This is a genomic window from Hoylesella timonensis S9-PR14 (assembly GCF_000762405.1).
Lineage (GTDB): Bacteria > Bacteroidota > Bacteroidia > Bacteroidales > Bacteroidaceae > Prevotella > Prevotella timonensis_A.
Genome location: NZ_JRPQ01000066.1, coordinates 1 through 16425 on the forward strand (window position 1 = coordinate 1; position 16425 = coordinate 16425).

Consider the following 16425-nt stretch of genomic DNA (forward strand, 5'->3'; position numbering starts at 1 on the left):
AATGCTGAATTTTCTTTACAAAGTGCCTCTCATAACTCGCGTGAAAACAACCAACGCCAAAGTTGGTCGCAAATACGCGAGAAATGAGCGACTTTCATAATACATTGTCATTGAGAGCATTATGTTTAAGTTTTCTCTTTTCCTTCGTCTTTTTACCATTTCTTTCCGATTAAAGCATTGAGATAAGCTTACTATTTGCATGCTTTAAGCCGGCTGAAGCATGTGAATAACACCTCTAATGTGTGTTTTCAAGCCCGTTAAATCAATGTTCCGACTTGAAAAGACATCTATTCTGTTAAAATCAGCCCATTTTTGCATGTCGTTTGCCTATTAAATTTTTCTATTTCGCAGATTTTAGATGGTCGTTTTTTGGTAAAATGATAGGACAAAAACAACGTATTTCATTACTAAATAATAAAATTAAAGAAGACGATTCTTTTCGGTATGAGTATTCGTGTAAATATAATGCACCAAACATAGGTTTTTGAAGAAATCGCACCACAACTCATTTTTTTCATGTATATTTGTAACAATTATTAAAAGCATAGTTTATCTGTAAATGGATTTACAAGACATAACATACTACCTGCCAGCCGAATGGGAGCCGCAAAAAGCGGTGCAATTGACATGGCCACATGCCCATACCGACTGGCAACCCTATTTGCAAGACATCATTGATACTGAGGTACAACTGGCAAGGGTGATTGCAAGATATCAGGAGGTGCTCATTGTCACACAAGATGTGGCAGCGACGAAACGCCACTTCACGGCAGAGGAATGCCAGCAAATCAGGTTCGTAGAATGCCCTCTCAATGACACCTGGGCTCGCGACCATGGCTTCATCACCTTACTGTCCAAAGACGGCAAGGCTGCTCCCCTACTCTTAGATTTCCAATTTAACGGTTGGGGAAACAAGTTTGAAGCCTCCAAGGACAATCGTATCAACAGGCAGCTTGTAGCGAAAAACGCAGTAAAAGGCGAATATGTAGATTATAACGACTTTGTCTTGGAAGGCGGTTCCATCGAGAGCGACGGCAAGGGAACCATCCTGACCACCAGTCTCTGCTTGCTCGCTCCAAACAGAAACCAACCGCTGACAAAGCAAGAAATAGAACGAAAGTTGCTCAATAGATTGCACGCCGACCGCATTTTGTGGATAGACTACGGAAAACTGGTAGGTGATGACACGGATGGACACATAGACACAACCGTGCGATTTGCCCCAAATGACACCTTATTATATATAGGCACCGATGACGAGGAGGACGTGCAATACAAGGACTTCAAAAAAATGGAACAACAACTGAAAACGTTTCGCACCATAGAAGGCGAGTCTTATAGATTGCTCAAGCTCCCTATTCCCCAACCCATTTTCTACGAAGGTGAACGTCTGCCAGCCACTTACGCCAACTTCGTGGTCATTAATGGGGCAGTGATAGTTCCTACCTATCAACAAGACGAACTGGACAGGCAAGCGCTCGACATCATTGGGACAGCCTTCCCCCACCGTGACATCATTCCTATAGATGCCACGACTGTGATTAAACAGCATGGCTCGCTGCACTGTCTTACCATGCAACAAATGCAAACTTTGAACTTTGAACATTGAACTTTAAACTTTATGATTGGCAAAGCTATCAACTTGTGAACTTGTAAACTTGTCAACTAAAAAACTAAAAACTCATCAACTCATCAACTTAAAAAACATGCACGAAATAAGAATAGGAATACTACAATTGCGGAACACAAAATGTGTTGACGACAACAAAAAGAAAATAGCCGAGAACATCACCGACTTGGCGCAGCGTGGCGCACAACTCATCGTACTGCAAGAATTGCACAATTCGCTCTACTTCTGTCAGGTAGAAGATGTCAACAACTTCGATTTGGCAGAACCGATACCTGGTCCATCAACCGAGTATTATGGCAAGCTCGCTCAACAATTAGGAATCGTCATCGTTACCTCCTTGTTTGAGAAACGAGCGCCCGGACTGTATCACAACACGGCAGTGGTGATTGAGAAAGACGGAACTATTGCTGGCAAATACCGCAAGATGCACATACCTGACGACCCCGCCTACTATGAAAAGTTCTATTTCACCCCTGGAGATTTAGGTTTCCACCCTATTGACACCTCCGTAGGACGCTTAGGTGTATTAGTTTGTTGGGATCAATGGTATCCAGAGGCAGCCCGACTCATGGCATTGCAAGGTGCACAACTGCTCATCTATCCCACAGCCATTGGTTACGAAAGCAGCGATGACGAAGATGAGCAACAGCGACAACGCAACGCATGGACCACTGTTCAGCGCGGACATGCGGTAGCCAACGGACTGCCAGTTATCACCGTAAACCGAGTTGGACACGAAGACGACCCTTCCGGACAAACCAATGGCATTAACTTTTGGGGCAGTTCTTTCGTGGCTGGTCCACAAGGAGAATTGTATTATCAGGCGTGCGATGACGATGAAGAAAGCGTGGTGATAGACATCGACCTCGACCATAGCGAACAAGTACGCCGCTGGTGGCCATTCTTGCGAGACCGACGGATTGAGAACTATCAGGACATCTTGAAAAGATATATCGACAAGTAATACCCAAAATAATGGCTACCACAAGCATCAACAGGTCAAATAGGAGTACTATGATGCAAGCGAGCAAAACAGGTACCGTCATCATAGCACTCTTGTTTTCTTTTTCTACTTCCCACACCCATGCACAATCGTCATTCGATGAAAGGGAGGGATGCCTCAATGTTGTCAACACAACTGTTACCAAAGGAACAGGCGAGTATGGAGACGACACCTTTAGCATGAACTACCAGCACGAAAGGTTCATCACTGAACAATGGAGTATCGGAGCAGGCATTGGCTACAATTATCACAGCCAATACAGATTGGCGATTGTGCCAGTGTTCGCCAGCAGCACATTCTTTTTCACCAACACACAATGGGCACCTTTCGTCAACGTGCAGTTGGGTTCCTTTGGTATCATTAGGAAGGGCAACATAGATACAAACACGAAATATTCTACAACCCTCAAAAACACAGATTTCAATCTATTGATGTCGCCGAGCATCGGCATAAAACTCCACTTGTCATCCCACATCGGACTCATGACCTCTATCACGAATGAGAATATCCTCCTTAAGGTCTACAATGACAAGCAAAATGCATACACCAATAAGGTTATCAGTAGCTTGGGCATAAACATCGGATTATTCTTTCAAATCAAGGGGTGGTAATGGCTAACTTCAAATATGCAACCGATAACAGATTTATATTGAATATAGACGAGAACCTGCTTTATGACAAAAAGGACTCTTTAACCAGCAATAAAGTCATACAATTTCAAAACAATGCAAAGAGAGTTCTTGGAATCAAACTTGGAATAAGAAAAAGAATTACAAGCTTGTAATTATCAACACAGTCATTTATACTGGGCAATGCAATAAAAAAGTAAAGAAAAAAGGGGCTACGCCAAGCAGCGCACCCCTTGATACGGTTTTAGTCAAGCTTCCGTTTTATTCCTTTCGTTCATATCAATTATTGAGAACGCATCTCAGTCTTAATACAGGAATATGAATTGAAAAGAGGAAATAGTGTCTAACAAAAGCAATGTGACGGGACTGTTAGATTTCCCAACCAATAGCACTCGCACCGAGTACTGCTGCTGAAGAACCGTCCAAGCCACTGATTAAGAACTTTGCCTTATCCTTATAAATCTTCAACACATTTTTATCATAGCTTGCTTTGAGCGGCTTCATGAGCAAATCGCCAGCCTTGGTAAGTCCACCAAAGAAGATGAATGCCTCTGGAGAACTGAATGCGGCAAAATTAGCACAAGCCTCGCCTAACATCTCTCCGGTAGTTTGATAAACATGCTGTGCGAGCTTGTCACCTTTTTCTGCAGCGATGCTCACATCTAAAGAGGTAATATCTTCCAATATCATCTCGCGTAACAAAGAAGGTTCTTCGGTGGTCTCTAACAATTCACGAGCTGTTCGAGCAACACCTGTTGCCGAGCAATATGCCTCAAGACAACCATTACGTCCACAGCCACAAGAGCGTCCGTCCTCACGACGTACCACTACATGTCCTAACTCTCCTGCAAAGCCATCACTTCCATAAACGAGCTGCCCATTGACAACAATTCCAGAACCAACTCCTGTGCCCAAAGTAATCACTATAAAATTCTTCATACCACGAGCCACACCATAGGTCATTTCGCCAATGGCAGCAGCATTAGCATCATTGGTCAAAGCTACAGGAATGCCTAATTTCTCGGAAAACATCTTTGCCAAAGGTACTACCCCGTTATGTCCCCAGCTCAAATTAGGCGCAAACTCAATAGTACCATTATAATAGTTACCATTGGGAGCACCAATACCCATAGCTTTGATAGTATTGATACCGCCCACTTGGTCGATGATGAGCTGCAAAGCCTCTACGGAAGCTGCTACATAATCATTTACATCGTCATAACCTTGTGTCTTAATTGAAGTCGTAGCCTTAATGTCTCCACGACTATCTACTATACCAAAAACGGAGTTTGTTCCGCCTAAGTCCAAGCCGATAACATACGGCTTTAATTTAGATAATGATTTCATTTTAGATATTTTTTTTAATTTAGAAGTTAACGTATTAATGAGTTCTTTCGTCCACAAGCAGAAGCGTCAATAATACTTCTTAAAAGTCTCCAGTTTGATAACATTCAAATAGAAATAATTTACTAAATACACATCAACGCTTCATGAATTGAACAAATCGATTACGCAAAGTTATTAAAAATATAACTTCAACCAAAGTTTTAATCTATAAATTTGTCCATATCGCATAATTTTTGCAATTTTGCATACCGTATGCCGTTTGAATTTCATATTGATATCATTGACCAAGTTTGGAAAGGAGTAATCATTGGAGTGATTGCCTCTGGACTAATGGGACCCGTGGGTGTTCTGTGCATCCAACGCACCCTGAATAAAGGACGATGGTACGGATTTGTTACAGGTGTAGGGGCGGCTTGTTCCGATATTATCTATGCACTGTTAACGGGGCTTGGAATGAGTTTCGTCTTAGACTTGATTACCAATCCGAAGAATATGTTTATATTACAAATATCAGGAAGTCTCTTATTACTGCTATTTGGGATTTATAGTTTTAGAAATAACCCAACGAACCACATGCACGTTAGTGGCACGAAAAAAGGCACATATACCTACAATGGCATTACGGCATTTTGGCTTACATTTCTGAATCCACTCATCATTTTATTGCTCATCGCCATGTTCGCTCAATTTAACTTCGTGGTGCCTAACCACCCTTTTGAGATGTGTTGCGGGTATCTTGGAATCTTTGGTGGTGCCGTATTATGGTGGTATGGGCTGACTTGGCTAATAGATAAAATACGAGGGAAGTTCGATACAAACGGCATCATCATCATCAATAAAATCATTGGAACCATTGTTATCCTGTGTTCATTGGTGATTCTCATCGGTACTGTTTTCAATTTGTATACGGTACATTATTAGCAACACTTGCGATTCAAGGCATCCTTGCTAAAGGAGTGGACATCTACGCAAGACTTGGGCGACGAATTGGAATACTAAAAAATTTCATACAACGTGTATATATCTCAACAATTACGCAAAAAGAACATTGCCGAATACCTTTTGTATATGTGGCAAATAGAGGATCTCATCAGAGCCTATGATTGTTCATTGGCTCGAATCCGTAGAGAGTATATCTCTCAATTTGACTATTCTGACGAACAGAAAGATGAAATGACTGATTGGTATGGTAATTTGATTAGAATGATGAACGAAGAGGGGAAACGAGAAAAAGGACATCTTCAAATTAACGAAATCATTCTACAAGATTTGATTGACTTACACAGTCAGCTACTTCAAAGCACGAATTTTCCTTTTTACAACTCAGAATATTATAAGGTACTGCCGTTCATTGTCGAATTACGACAAAAAGGAGCAAAGGACCAGCATGAGATATTAGTGTGCCTAAATGCGCTATACGGTGTCATGCTTCTACGTTTACAACACAAAGAGATAACACCAGAAACAGTCCATGCCATTGAAGAAATAACCACCTTTATCGGGATGCTGTCCGATTATTATATCAAAGACAAGAATCAAGGAATTCAATTTGAGGAGGAATAATTTATGAATATACTTATCACAGGTTGCAACGGACAATTGGGACGCGAGATGCAACGGCTTGAAAAGCAAATGAAAGAACACCAATGGTGGAATACAGACGTAGATGAGTTGGATATTACTGACCAAAAAGCCATTGAAGAGCTTGTGACTACTCACGAGATAGACGGAATCGTGAACTGTGCAGCCTATACCGCTGTCGACAAAGCAGAGGACAATAAACAATTAGCTACTGCATTAAACGCTGAAGCTCCCGCTTATTTGGCAGCAGCCATAGCCAAAAGAAAAGGGTGGATAATACAAATCAGTACTGATTATGTATTTGATGGAACGCAACATACTCCTTATACAGAAACCGATACCCCATGCCCCAACAGTGTGTATGGCGCAACAAAATTGGCAGGAGAAGTAGCTGTTAGGCAGATTTGTCCTGAACATGTCATCATTCGAACAGCATGGCTCTACTCCGTTCATGGCCATAACTTTGTCAAAACCATGATTAAGTTAGGTAGGGAAAAATCGGAACTGGGCGTCATCTTCGACCAAATAGGAACACCGACCTATGCAGGAGATTTGGCTCAAGCCATCATGACAATCATCAAGGAGGGCATTGTTCCTGGTACGTACCACTATTCCAACGAAGGTGTCATTAGTTGGTATGACTTCACAAAAGCCATTCATCGGTTGGCAGGCATTACCACGTGTCACGTTCATCCATTACATACAGCCGACTATCCAACAGCAGCTAAACGTCCACATTACAGTGTATTGGACAAAACGAAAATAAAAACGACTTACGATATTGAAATACCCTATTGGGAAGAGAGTTTAGCGAAGATGATTGAGGAAAGCTAAATCATATCAAGGTGGATTCTACAACCTACCACCTCGCAATTCATCCTTTCTCAATTAACAATAAAAACAAACACATCAACGGAATACAACATGAATGAAATACAACGTCGTCGAACTTTTGCCATCATTTCACATCCAGACGCAGGTAAAACAACACTCACCGAAAAGTTCCTGCTCTTTGGAGGTCAAATACAAGTTGCTGGAGCCGTTAAAAGTCATAAAATCAAGAAGACAGCTACCAGTGACTGGATGGACATTGAAAAGCAACGTGGAATATCAGTATCTACGTCAGTTATGGAGTTCGACTACCAAGGCTATAAGATTAACATTTTGGACACTCCTGGACACCAAGACTTTGCAGAAGACACATACCGTACGCTTACAGCTGTAGATTCTGCCATTATTGTGGTCGACTCTGCAAAAGGAGTGGAAGCCCAAACACGCAAGCTGATGGAAGTTTGTAGGATGCGCCAAACGCCAGTGATTATTTTTATTAACAAAATGGACCGTGAAGGTCGTGACCCTTTTGATGTACTTGACGAACTGGAACAAGAGTTACAAATTAAAGTACGCCCTTTGAGTTGGCCTATCGGTCAAGGTGTTCGCTTCAAAGGGGTGTACAACATCTATGAACAACAATTAAATTTGTTCACTCCGAACAAACAACGTGTCACCGAGAAGGTTGAGGTAGACGTTGAGAGTGAAGAGTTAGAGAAAAAGGTTGGAGAAAGAGAAGCCCAACGTTTACGTGAAGACCTTGAACTAGTGAATGGCGTTTATCCAACTTTTGACCAAGAATCCTACCGTGCGGCAGAAGTGGCACCCGTATTCTTTGGGTCGGCACTAAACAACTTTGGCGTTCAAGAACTATTGAATTGCTTTGTAGAAATCGCACCAAGTCCTCGCCCCACCTTAGCTGAAGAGAGATTGGTACATCCAGAGGAGCAGAAGTTTACTGGATTTATCTTTAAGATTACTGCCAACATAGACCCTAATCACCGCTCCTGCATTGCCTTCTGCAAAGTATGTTCTGGAAAGTTTGTTCGCAACCAGCCCTATCTTCATGTACGCAATGGGAAAACGGTCAGGTTTAGTTCACCTACTCAATTCATGGCACAACGTAAGAGTACCATTGAAGAAGCCTATCCTGGTGACATCGTGGGATTGCCAGATAATAACATTTTCAAAATTGGAGATACACTCACTGAAGGTGAAATGATTCATTTTAAGGGACTACCTTCGTTTTCACCAGAAATGTTCAAATACATTGAAAATGATGACCCTATGAAATCTAAACAACTCAACAAGGGTATTGAACAACTCATGGACGAAGGTGTTGCTCAGCTATTCATCAATCAGTTTAACCAACGAAAAGTTATCGGCACCGTGGGACAACTACAATTTGAAGTTATCCAATACCGATTAGAAAATGAATACAATGCGAAATGCAGATGGGAACCTGTTCATCTATATAAAGCGTGCTGGATAGAATCGGACAATGAAGAAGAGCTGGAGAACTTCAAGAGACGGAAATACCAATATATGGCAAAAGACCGTGAGGGAAGAGATGTCTTCCTTGCTGACTCCCAATATGTTTTATCAATGGCGCAGCAAGATTTCGAACATATTAAATTTCACTTTACCAGTGAATTTTAAGACATTCATATCATCAGCTAATCAAAGGATATAAAGAACTTCCTTCATGTTCTTTGTAATTTCTGAAATAAATCAATAAAAATAAATCGACCGTATTTGTTACTTGAAATACGGTCGATTTATTTTATAGATGATAACCACAGATGTATTATTTGGCGTATGCTACACTCCTTGTCTCGCGTATAACAGTAATCTTAACTTGTCCTGGATACGTCATTTCATTTTGAATCTTTGTAGCAATCTCATCCGACAACTTTAAGGTCTCCGCATCGTCCATCTTGTCTGCCCCTACAATGACACGAAGCTCTCTACCAGCCTGAATAGCATAAGTTTTGGTTACGCCAGGGTAACTCATCGCAATTGCCTCAAGATCATTCAAGCGTTTGATATAAGCCTCTACAATTTCTCGACGAGCACCTGGACGAGCTCCAGATATGGCATCACAAACTTGAACAATGGGTGCCAACAACGTTTGCATCTCTACCTCATCATGATGAGCTGCAATAGCATTGACTATCTCTGGTTTTTCCTTGAACTTCTCTGCAATCTTGCCTCCATAAAGAGCATGTGGCAACTCACTCTCCTCGTCAGGCACTTTTCCTATATCGTGCAAAAGTCCTGCACGTTTTGCTTTTTTAGGATTCAAGCCCAATTCAGCTGCCATGACCGCACAAAGGTTTGCTGTCTCACGTGCATGCTGTAATAAATTCTGTCCATAGCTTGAACGATACTTCATTTTTCCAACAATTCGCACCAATTCGGGATGAAGTCCATGGATGCCCAAGTCAATGACTGTCCGCTTACCTGTTTCGATAATTTCATTATCAAGTTGTTTCTTCACCTTTGCCACCACTTCTTCAATTCGAGCAGGATGTATACGTCCATCCGCTACCAATTGATGAAGCGCCAAACGACAAATCTCACGTCGTACAGGATCGAATGCGGAAATGACAATAGCCTCTGGTGTATCATCGACAACAATCTCAACCCCTGTAGCAGCTTCTAAAGCACGAATGTTTCGTCCTTCTCTTCCAATAATACGACCTTTCACCTCATCATTATCGATGTGGAAAACACTGACAGAGTTTTCGATAGCTGTTTCAGTGGCAACGCGTTGAATTGTCTGGATAACTATTTTCTTAGCTTCCTGATTGGCATTCAATTTCGCTTCATCCATTATCTCGTTAATATAACTGGCAGCATCTGTTTTCGCCTCATCCTTTAAGCTTTCCACTAATCTTCGCTTTGCTTCTTCAGCAGTAAGACCAGACAGTTCTTCAAGTTTCTCACGTTCTTGTAACTGAAGTTTATCAAGGTCGGCTTGTTTGATTTCTAACAATTTCTTTTCGTTGTCTATACGCTGTTGTTGTCTATCAACCTCTTGTTTGCGACGAGCCAATTCTTCTTGTCGCTGATTTAAGCCAAGCTCTTTCTGTTTGAGTTTATTCTCACTCTGTTGGATTTTCTGATTACGACTTTGAACTTCTTTTTCAAGTTCAGACTTCTTATTCAAGAACTTTTCTTTAACCTCCAGCAGTTTCTTTTCTTTGAGAACCTCTGCTTCTTTATTCGCTGCAGCTATTATCTCATTGTATTTCTTTTTAACAACGTATTGATAAACTGCATAGCCTATTGCGCCAATGACAGCAATAGCTATTATCATTGTGATAATTGTACCCATATTATATAATATAAATTTAATTTCATTTCTAAACTTACCGTGGAAATGAAAAATCAGATTGGTAGCAGATTGATTTCCATACAATCAATGCAGGCTCTACTCCAAAAAGGTAAAAGACAAATAGGCTGCTCTCTCAGTTATTCATCCAGCAATTCATCGATTCAATCAAGGAATTTGCTTCTTGAATGCCTCTTCAATCTCGGTCGTTAATTGTGCCATCATTTCATGAAAAGGCTTCACGTCATTGCGCCCAGACTCTTTCTCGTATCTTAACGCAATATCGATCAGTGCCATATAGAGTATTTCTTTCTCACTCCTTTTGGTCTTAAAAAGTGAGGAGTACGTATTTACAGTGTCCGTGATGAGTTTTGCTGCCTGGCGATAATATTCTTCATCATCCCTCAGGACAGTTACGCTCATGTCTGTATCGTAAACATGTAATCTTATTTGTAGCTTATCTCTATTGTCTCCTGCCATCACTCCGACTATTTTCCACTCAGTAGTGTGATACATTTATTGACATCCCTGATGAGCTTGGATAATTTCTTCTTCGCGACATCCATATCCACATTAGAAACTTGAATCATCCTTGCCATCTTGAGACTATTGTAATTCTGTTTTGCTTGTTCCAGCTGTGCTTCGAGTTCTTTTATCTTCGCATTCTGCTCATCCACCATTTCGTACAAGCCATCATTCTCCTGTTTCATTTCTTGATATTGGAGAATCATTTGCCTGACACGTGTGGTGAAAAGCGATAAAGTCTTCTCATTCGCATTCATAGATTTACAATTTGGTTACAAATTTAACTTAATAAATTGATAATCACAAATTATCCATCATTTTTTTTGCGCTTTACTTTAGCACAGAGCATTGCAAAAGTGAATTTATAAAAGTCATTGTTGCTGAAAAACAAATGTTATTTCTGCTCATTATCAGCGGGTTTTGGCTCTTTTTTTGCCAACATCACCAATTGATATACGAAGTCAGTAACCCACTTTTGCGAAAACCCTAAACGATTGTTATACTTTCTAATGGTGACAACCGCTTTCATAGCAGCAGCATCTGTATAATCGTTCTTAGTGAAAATATCGTTGACGGTCTTCTCCGTCATGGTATAAATAGCACTCTTAAAGATTGATGGAACTCGTAACTTAAACTTCATTAGATTACCTATCAGCATCATCAGCTCCTGTGTAAACCCTTGAAATTGCAAAAGGTAAGTCTGAACATCTTCCATTCTGCGACAGTTACGACGGATACTCTGATCAATCTCCTTACAGAAATTGTCGTTTGTCTTGTAGATATCTTTCAGCATTTTCTTACAATGTACTTTTTCGCCAACACCTAATTTGTTATTCACTGTTGGAACTTTTAATGTTGTCTTGAACGTGCGCAAGTCAGGTAACATTTTCAAATTGTTAATTCCCAATTGCGCTGCCATTGCAGACTGAAAGTAAACCCTAATTAGTGTCATGTAGTCTTCCATGCCACCAGTTTTCTCTTGTTTGCCCTTTTTGTCAAAGATATTTGATAAAAATTTCATCATGATAATGTAACATAATATTTTTCTTCGCATGAGATTATCTCACGGAATGCTCCACAAAGTTACGACAAAACAATAAAAATACAAAACAAAATCAACAATTTCAGGTTTCTCACTTTCCCTATTCAATTATTATTTATATCTTTGTGCCATATATGTGCGCAACGGCAAGCAAGATTGGAATGCCATGCCCTGATTGAGTCAAGTCGCACAACTCCAAGTTTATGTAAAGTTGCCGTTGATGAAGTTGTACACTACCTTATCCTTAGCGTATAGGTAAATAAAAGAACTAAGTTTTACACTCATGAAAGGAATTATTTTAGCAGGCGGTTCAGGGACACGTTTGTATCCCATTACGAAGGGTATCAGCAAACAATTGATACCTATCTTCGATAAACCCATGATATATTATCCCATATCTGTACTAATGTTGGCAGGTATTCGTGAAATTCTGATTATATCAACTCCGTTTGATTTACCAGGTTTTAAGCGACTGTTAGGAGATGGACAAGACTTAGGAGTGAAGTTTACTTATGCGGAACAACCAAGTCCCGATGGCTTAGCGCAAGCATTTATCATCGGTGAAGAATTTATCGGCAATGAATCCGTTTGCCTGGTCTTGGGAGACAACATCTTTTATGGTTCAGGTTTTTCATCCCTCCTCCACACGGCTGTTACAGACGCAGAAAAAGAAAATAAAGCAACTGTTTTTGGTTATTATGTCAATGACCCCGAGCGATATGGCGTCGTAGAATTCAATCAGGAAGGAAAATGTCTAAGTATTGAAGAAAAACCAAAAGCCCCAAAAAGCAATTACGCTGTAGTAGGACTCTATTTTTATCCAAATTCTGTGATAGATATTGCCAAGCACATTCAACCAAGCGAACGTGGAGAGTTAGAGATTACTACCGTTAATCAAATCTATCTTGAGAGACAACAATTACAAGTACAGACATTACAACGAGGCTTCGCGTGGTTGGATACGGGTACCCATGACAGCTTGTCTGAAGCCAGCACATTCATAGAAGTTATTGAAAAGCGCCAAGGGTTGAAAGTAGCCTGCTTAGAAGAGATTGCTTTCAAAAAAGGTTGGATAGGAAAAGAACAACTCATTAAGATAGCTCAACCGATGAAGAAGAATTCTTATGGACAATATCTTCTTGAGCTAACGCAAAATAAGAAATAGTTTGAAGCTATATAATAAATAAGTATTTGGAATAGTAATGAAATAATCACATTTATTCAAATGGAAGATATCAAAAACCAAGAATTGAAAAAGATTGATGAACAAGAAGAAAGTTCATTTTTTAATTTTGAAACCATTTATACAACACTTGTTCTAAACTGGAAATGGTTTGTCTTATCCCTCATCATTTGCTTGGGAATTGCAGCCATATATCTAAGGTACACAACGCCTATCTATCAAGCAAATGCTAAAATGCTGATTAAAGAAGAGGATAATTACAGACGTGGCAGAAATAGCGCATTAAACACCTCGACTTTAGGAATGATGACCAACTCGGCAGGTATTGAAAATGAGATGGAAATTTTATCTTCCTTATCACTGGCAGAACAAGCTGTTAGAGACCTGAAGTTGTACACCATTTACACATCAGAAGGCAGAGTGAAAGACATACTGATGTATCAAAATCAACCCATTGATGTAGATATCGACCCTGCTCATCTTGACAAGCTATCCACGGCTATCAATTTGTATATACAACGAGAAGGTAATTCTTTTCATGTCACAGGAAATTACAATGCGACAGATGAACAATCACAGAAGGCATATACAATTGACAAAACCATCAACAAACTTCCAGCAACCTTAGCTACCAAAGCAGGAATCTTAACATTCAATAGTAGAAATGCGGGTTCGTTAAAAGACGGTGAGAGCTTCAAAGTCAGTATTGTCTCTCCTAAAGCGATGGCTGCCAAATTCAAATCATCCTTTAATGTTGCGCAAAGTTCCAAAGGCAATAGCATTGCATTGCTCACACTGAGAGATGAAATTCCCTTTAGGGCAAAAGATTATCTACGACAAATAGTTATTTGTTATAATCGGCAGGCGAACATAGATAAAAACGAAATAGCCCGCAATACAGAAGCGTTCATCAATAGTAGATTAGAGAAGATTAGCGCAGAGCTCGGAGCTACCGAGGGTGCACTGGAAAGCTATAAGAAACGCAACAGAATGGTCAACCAAGAAATGAATGCTGCACAGGCGATGGACAATGCCAACGCATACGATCAGAAGTTAGCCGAAGCAAATACACAGGTGGCACTGCTTAACAGCGTTCAAGAAAGTATGGGGCGGCCAGGCGGAAAATACGAAACACTTCCTGCCAATGTAGGTATTTCAGACCCTACTGTAAACGGATTGATTAACAAGTATAATGAAATTGCTCTTCAGAGGAATAAACTCTTAAGGAGTGCTTCAGAGACCTCACCTACAGTTACACCGCTTACTTCTCAGCTGGATGATTTGAACAACAGTATTCATCGAGCTATGAACCAAGCAAAGAAAGGACTACAAATACAACGCAATAGCGTGGCTTCGCAATATGGTAAGTACCAAGGACAAGTATCTCAGAGTCCTGAACAGGAGCGCATGCTCACCCAAATAGGACGCCAGCAGGATGTAAAATCAGGACTTTACCTTATGTTGTTACAAAAGCGAGAAGAGAACTCAATCTCATTGGCAGCCACCGCAGACAAGGGTACCCTGATTGACGAACCTGCAACTGGCGGACAAGTAAGTCCAAAACGTACGATGATATTCCTAATTGCGCTGCTCATAGCATTGGGTATTCCTTCTTTAATTCTGTTCTTGATACAATTCTTCCGCTATAAGATAGAGGGTCATGACGATGTCGCCAAACTAACCAAGCTGCCAATTTTAGCAGATGTGGCAGTAGCCAGCGAATCGGCTAAGACCAAAGCTGACATTGTGGTTCATGAGAACCAAAACAATCAGATGGAAGAAATATTCCGTAGCATGCGAACCAATTTGCAATTTATGATGAAAGAGAATGAGAAAGTCATCATGTTTACTTCTACCACATCGGGTGAAGGAAAAACTTTCAACGCCTCCAACCTTGCAGTTAGCTTCGCATTATTAGGTAAGAAAGTCATCTTGGTGGGTCTGGATATTCGTAAGCCACGTTTGGCAGAATTGTTCGAAATAGACGATCATCATCATGGTGTTACGATGCTACTCACCAAAGAGCAGCCTACTTGGGCAGAGATACAAAGTCAGATTTTACCTTCAGGTATTAACAACAACCTTGAATTACTTTTATCGGGTCCTGTACCTCCAAACCCTGCAGAACTGATAGCTCGGCCCTCTTTGCAGCTCATCATTGACCAACTGAAACAGCACTATGATTACATATTAATTGATACTGCTCCTGTAGGATTGGTGACAGACACGCTCCAAATTGGACGTGTCGCTGATGCAACGGTCTACATGTGTCGCGCTGACTATACTCCTAAAGAGAGTTTCACTCTCATTAACACTCTTGCAAAAGAGAAGAAGCTTCCACATATGTCCATTGTAATCAATGGCATTGATATGTCCAAGAAGAAATATGGCTATTATTATGGCTATGGAAGGTATGGCAAATACGGAAAATATGGACATTATGGCAAGCGTAGTTATGGTAATTATGGCAATTATGGAAGCTACGGCAACTATGCCAATAGCCATTACGGAGATAAAAACGACACTTCTATCAAACGATAGCGAGTAAAAAAAATACGGTTTTTTGATTAACTTGAAGATGATATTTTTCAATATTTGATATCGCTTAAAGATTTGCACTATGACTATTGCAGTAGATTTCGATGGAACTATCGTTGAACATCGCTATCCAGAGATTGGCGAAGAGCTTCCTTTTGCAACGGAAACTCTGAAGATGTTGATAAAAGATCAGCACAGATTAATCTTATGGAGTGTACGAGAGGGCAAGCTTCTACAAGAGGCTATCGATTGGTGCAAAGAACGAGGAGTTGAGTTTTGGGCTGTCAATCGTGACTATCCCGAGGAAGATGGTACCAAGAATAATAATCACTTCTCGCGAAAACTGAAAGCAGACCTCTTTATTGACGATAGAAACGTTGGTGGATTACTCGATTGGGGACAAATATATCATATGATTCACGACCATAAAACAGTAAAAGACTTGATACGAGAAGCTGTAAACCAACAGGTACTTGCAGCAGAACCACCAAAACGCAAAAGGCACTGGTGGAGTCGTTAGTCTTTTCCACAAGGATCTCAAGACATAAAGGCAATACACGAACATACCCTGTTTGTGTATTGTCTTTTTTTTATCTCCCGTGGGTAATGCTAATGAATGATTTGATAAGACCAGCCCACAAAGGGCATACATCCAAGCCTACAAACGTTTATCAATCACAAGAAGCTTAATGCGGAATAATAGTAAAGCACAGTTAAAGTCGGGAAAAATAAAAATCCCGATGTGGTTTAATGACACATCGGGACACCTATAGATTTGC

Annotated in this window: 15 protein-coding genes; 10 read left to right on the forward strand and 5 right to left on the reverse strand. The window is 40.5% G+C overall.

Annotation, left to right across the window (positions count from 1 at the left end; translation table 11 throughout):
• Positions 1-559 precede the first annotated feature (559 nt).
• The 3 genes from HMPREF9304_RS03455 to HMPREF9304_RS03465 all read left to right on the forward strand — a co-directional run bounded on the left by HMPREF9304_RS03455 (position 560) and on the right by HMPREF9304_RS03465 (position 3244).
• Positions 560-1609, forward strand: a complete 1050-nt coding sequence (locus tag HMPREF9304_RS03455) for an agmatine deiminase family protein (protein WP_036926472.1) — start codon at positions 560-562, stop codon at positions 1607-1609.
• Positions 1610-1706: 97 nt separating this feature from the next.
• A complete protein-coding gene (locus tag HMPREF9304_RS03460; RefSeq protein ID WP_036926552.1) occupies positions 1707-2594 on the forward strand; it encodes a carbon-nitrogen hydrolase in 888 nt (295 codons plus the stop codon).
• Positions 2595-2644: 50 nt separating this feature from the next.
• Positions 2645-3244 (forward strand): hypothetical protein, encoded by a 600-nt coding sequence (locus tag HMPREF9304_RS03465; RefSeq protein WP_156104753.1) that lies wholly within the window; start codon positions 2645-2647, stop codon positions 3242-3244.
• 387 nt (positions 3245-3631) lie between these two features.
• Here the strand turns inward: HMPREF9304_RS03465 and HMPREF9304_RS03470 are convergent, their stop codons facing one another.
• Complete coding sequence (locus HMPREF9304_RS03470; protein ID WP_036926478.1) at positions 3632-4609, reverse strand: ROK family protein; 978 nt, start codon at positions 4607-4609, stop codon at positions 3632-3634.
• Positions 4610-4861: 252 nt separating this feature from the next.
• Between HMPREF9304_RS03470 and HMPREF9304_RS03475 the strand changes: the two genes are divergently transcribed.
• The 4 genes from HMPREF9304_RS03475 (at position 4862) to HMPREF9304_RS03490 (ending at position 8680) form a co-directional block, all read left to right on the forward strand.
• Positions 4862-5530: a LysE family translocator gene (locus HMPREF9304_RS03475; RefSeq protein ID WP_036926481.1), complete on the forward strand. Its 669-nt coding sequence runs from the start codon at positions 4862-4864 to the stop codon at positions 5528-5530.
• A 93-nt stretch (positions 5531-5623) separates the two neighbouring features.
• Complete coding sequence (locus HMPREF9304_RS03480; RefSeq protein WP_008123298.1) at positions 5624-6172, forward strand: DUF4924 family protein; 549 nt, start codon at positions 5624-5626, stop codon at positions 6170-6172.
• 3 nt (positions 6173-6175) lie between these two features.
• Positions 6176-7024: a dTDP-4-dehydrorhamnose reductase gene (rfbD, locus tag HMPREF9304_RS03485; protein WP_036926487.1), complete on the forward strand. Its 849-nt coding sequence runs from the start codon at positions 6176-6178 to the stop codon at positions 7022-7024.
• A 90-nt stretch (positions 7025-7114) separates the two neighbouring features.
• Positions 7115-8680: a peptide chain release factor 3 gene (locus HMPREF9304_RS03490; protein ID WP_036926488.1), complete on the forward strand. Its 1566-nt coding sequence runs from the start codon at positions 7115-7117 to the stop codon at positions 8678-8680.
• 148 nt (positions 8681-8828) lie between these two features.
• On the opposite strand, the gene rny is transcribed toward HMPREF9304_RS03490, so the two are convergent.
• The 4 genes from rny to HMPREF9304_RS03510 form a co-directional block, all read right to left on the reverse strand.
• Positions 8829-10361: a ribonuclease Y gene (rny, locus tag HMPREF9304_RS03495; RefSeq protein ID WP_008123292.1), complete on the reverse strand. Its 1533-nt coding sequence runs from the start codon at positions 10359-10361 to the stop codon at positions 8829-8831.
• Positions 10362-10526: 165 nt separating this feature from the next.
• A complete protein-coding gene (locus HMPREF9304_RS03500; RefSeq protein ID WP_036926553.1) occupies positions 10527-10838 on the reverse strand; it encodes a cell division protein ZapA in 312 nt (103 codons plus the stop codon).
• Between the two features lie 8 nt (positions 10839-10846).
• Positions 10847-11140: a coiled-coil domain-containing protein gene (locus tag HMPREF9304_RS03505; RefSeq protein ID WP_036926489.1), complete on the reverse strand. Its 294-nt coding sequence runs from the start codon at positions 11138-11140 to the stop codon at positions 10847-10849.
• A gap of 137 nt (positions 11141-11277) precedes the next feature.
• Positions 11278-11904 carry a DUF8491 family protein gene (locus HMPREF9304_RS03510; RefSeq protein ID WP_036926554.1) on the reverse strand — a complete coding sequence of 209 codons (627 nt, stop codon included), beginning with the start codon at positions 11902-11904 and terminating at the stop codon, positions 11278-11280.
• Between the two features lie 304 nt (positions 11905-12208).
• Between HMPREF9304_RS03510 and rfbA the strand changes: the two genes are divergently transcribed.
• From rfbA to HMPREF9304_RS03525, 3 genes are all read left to right on the forward strand, one after another.
• Positions 12209-13090 carry a glucose-1-phosphate thymidylyltransferase RfbA gene (rfbA, locus tag HMPREF9304_RS03515; RefSeq protein ID WP_036926490.1) on the forward strand — a complete coding sequence of 294 codons (882 nt, stop codon included), beginning with the start codon at positions 12209-12211 and terminating at the stop codon, positions 13088-13090.
• A gap of 60 nt (positions 13091-13150) precedes the next feature.
• Entirely contained in the window at positions 13151-15649 is a 2499-nt protein-coding gene (locus tag HMPREF9304_RS03520) for a GumC family protein (protein WP_036926493.1), read from the forward strand.
• Positions 15650-15728: 79 nt separating this feature from the next.
• Positions 15729-16166, forward strand: coding sequence for a BT0820 family HAD-type phosphatase (locus HMPREF9304_RS03525; RefSeq protein ID WP_036926496.1), 438 nt, complete (start codon positions 15729-15731; stop codon positions 16164-16166).
• Positions 16167-16425: the final 259 nt, after the last annotated feature.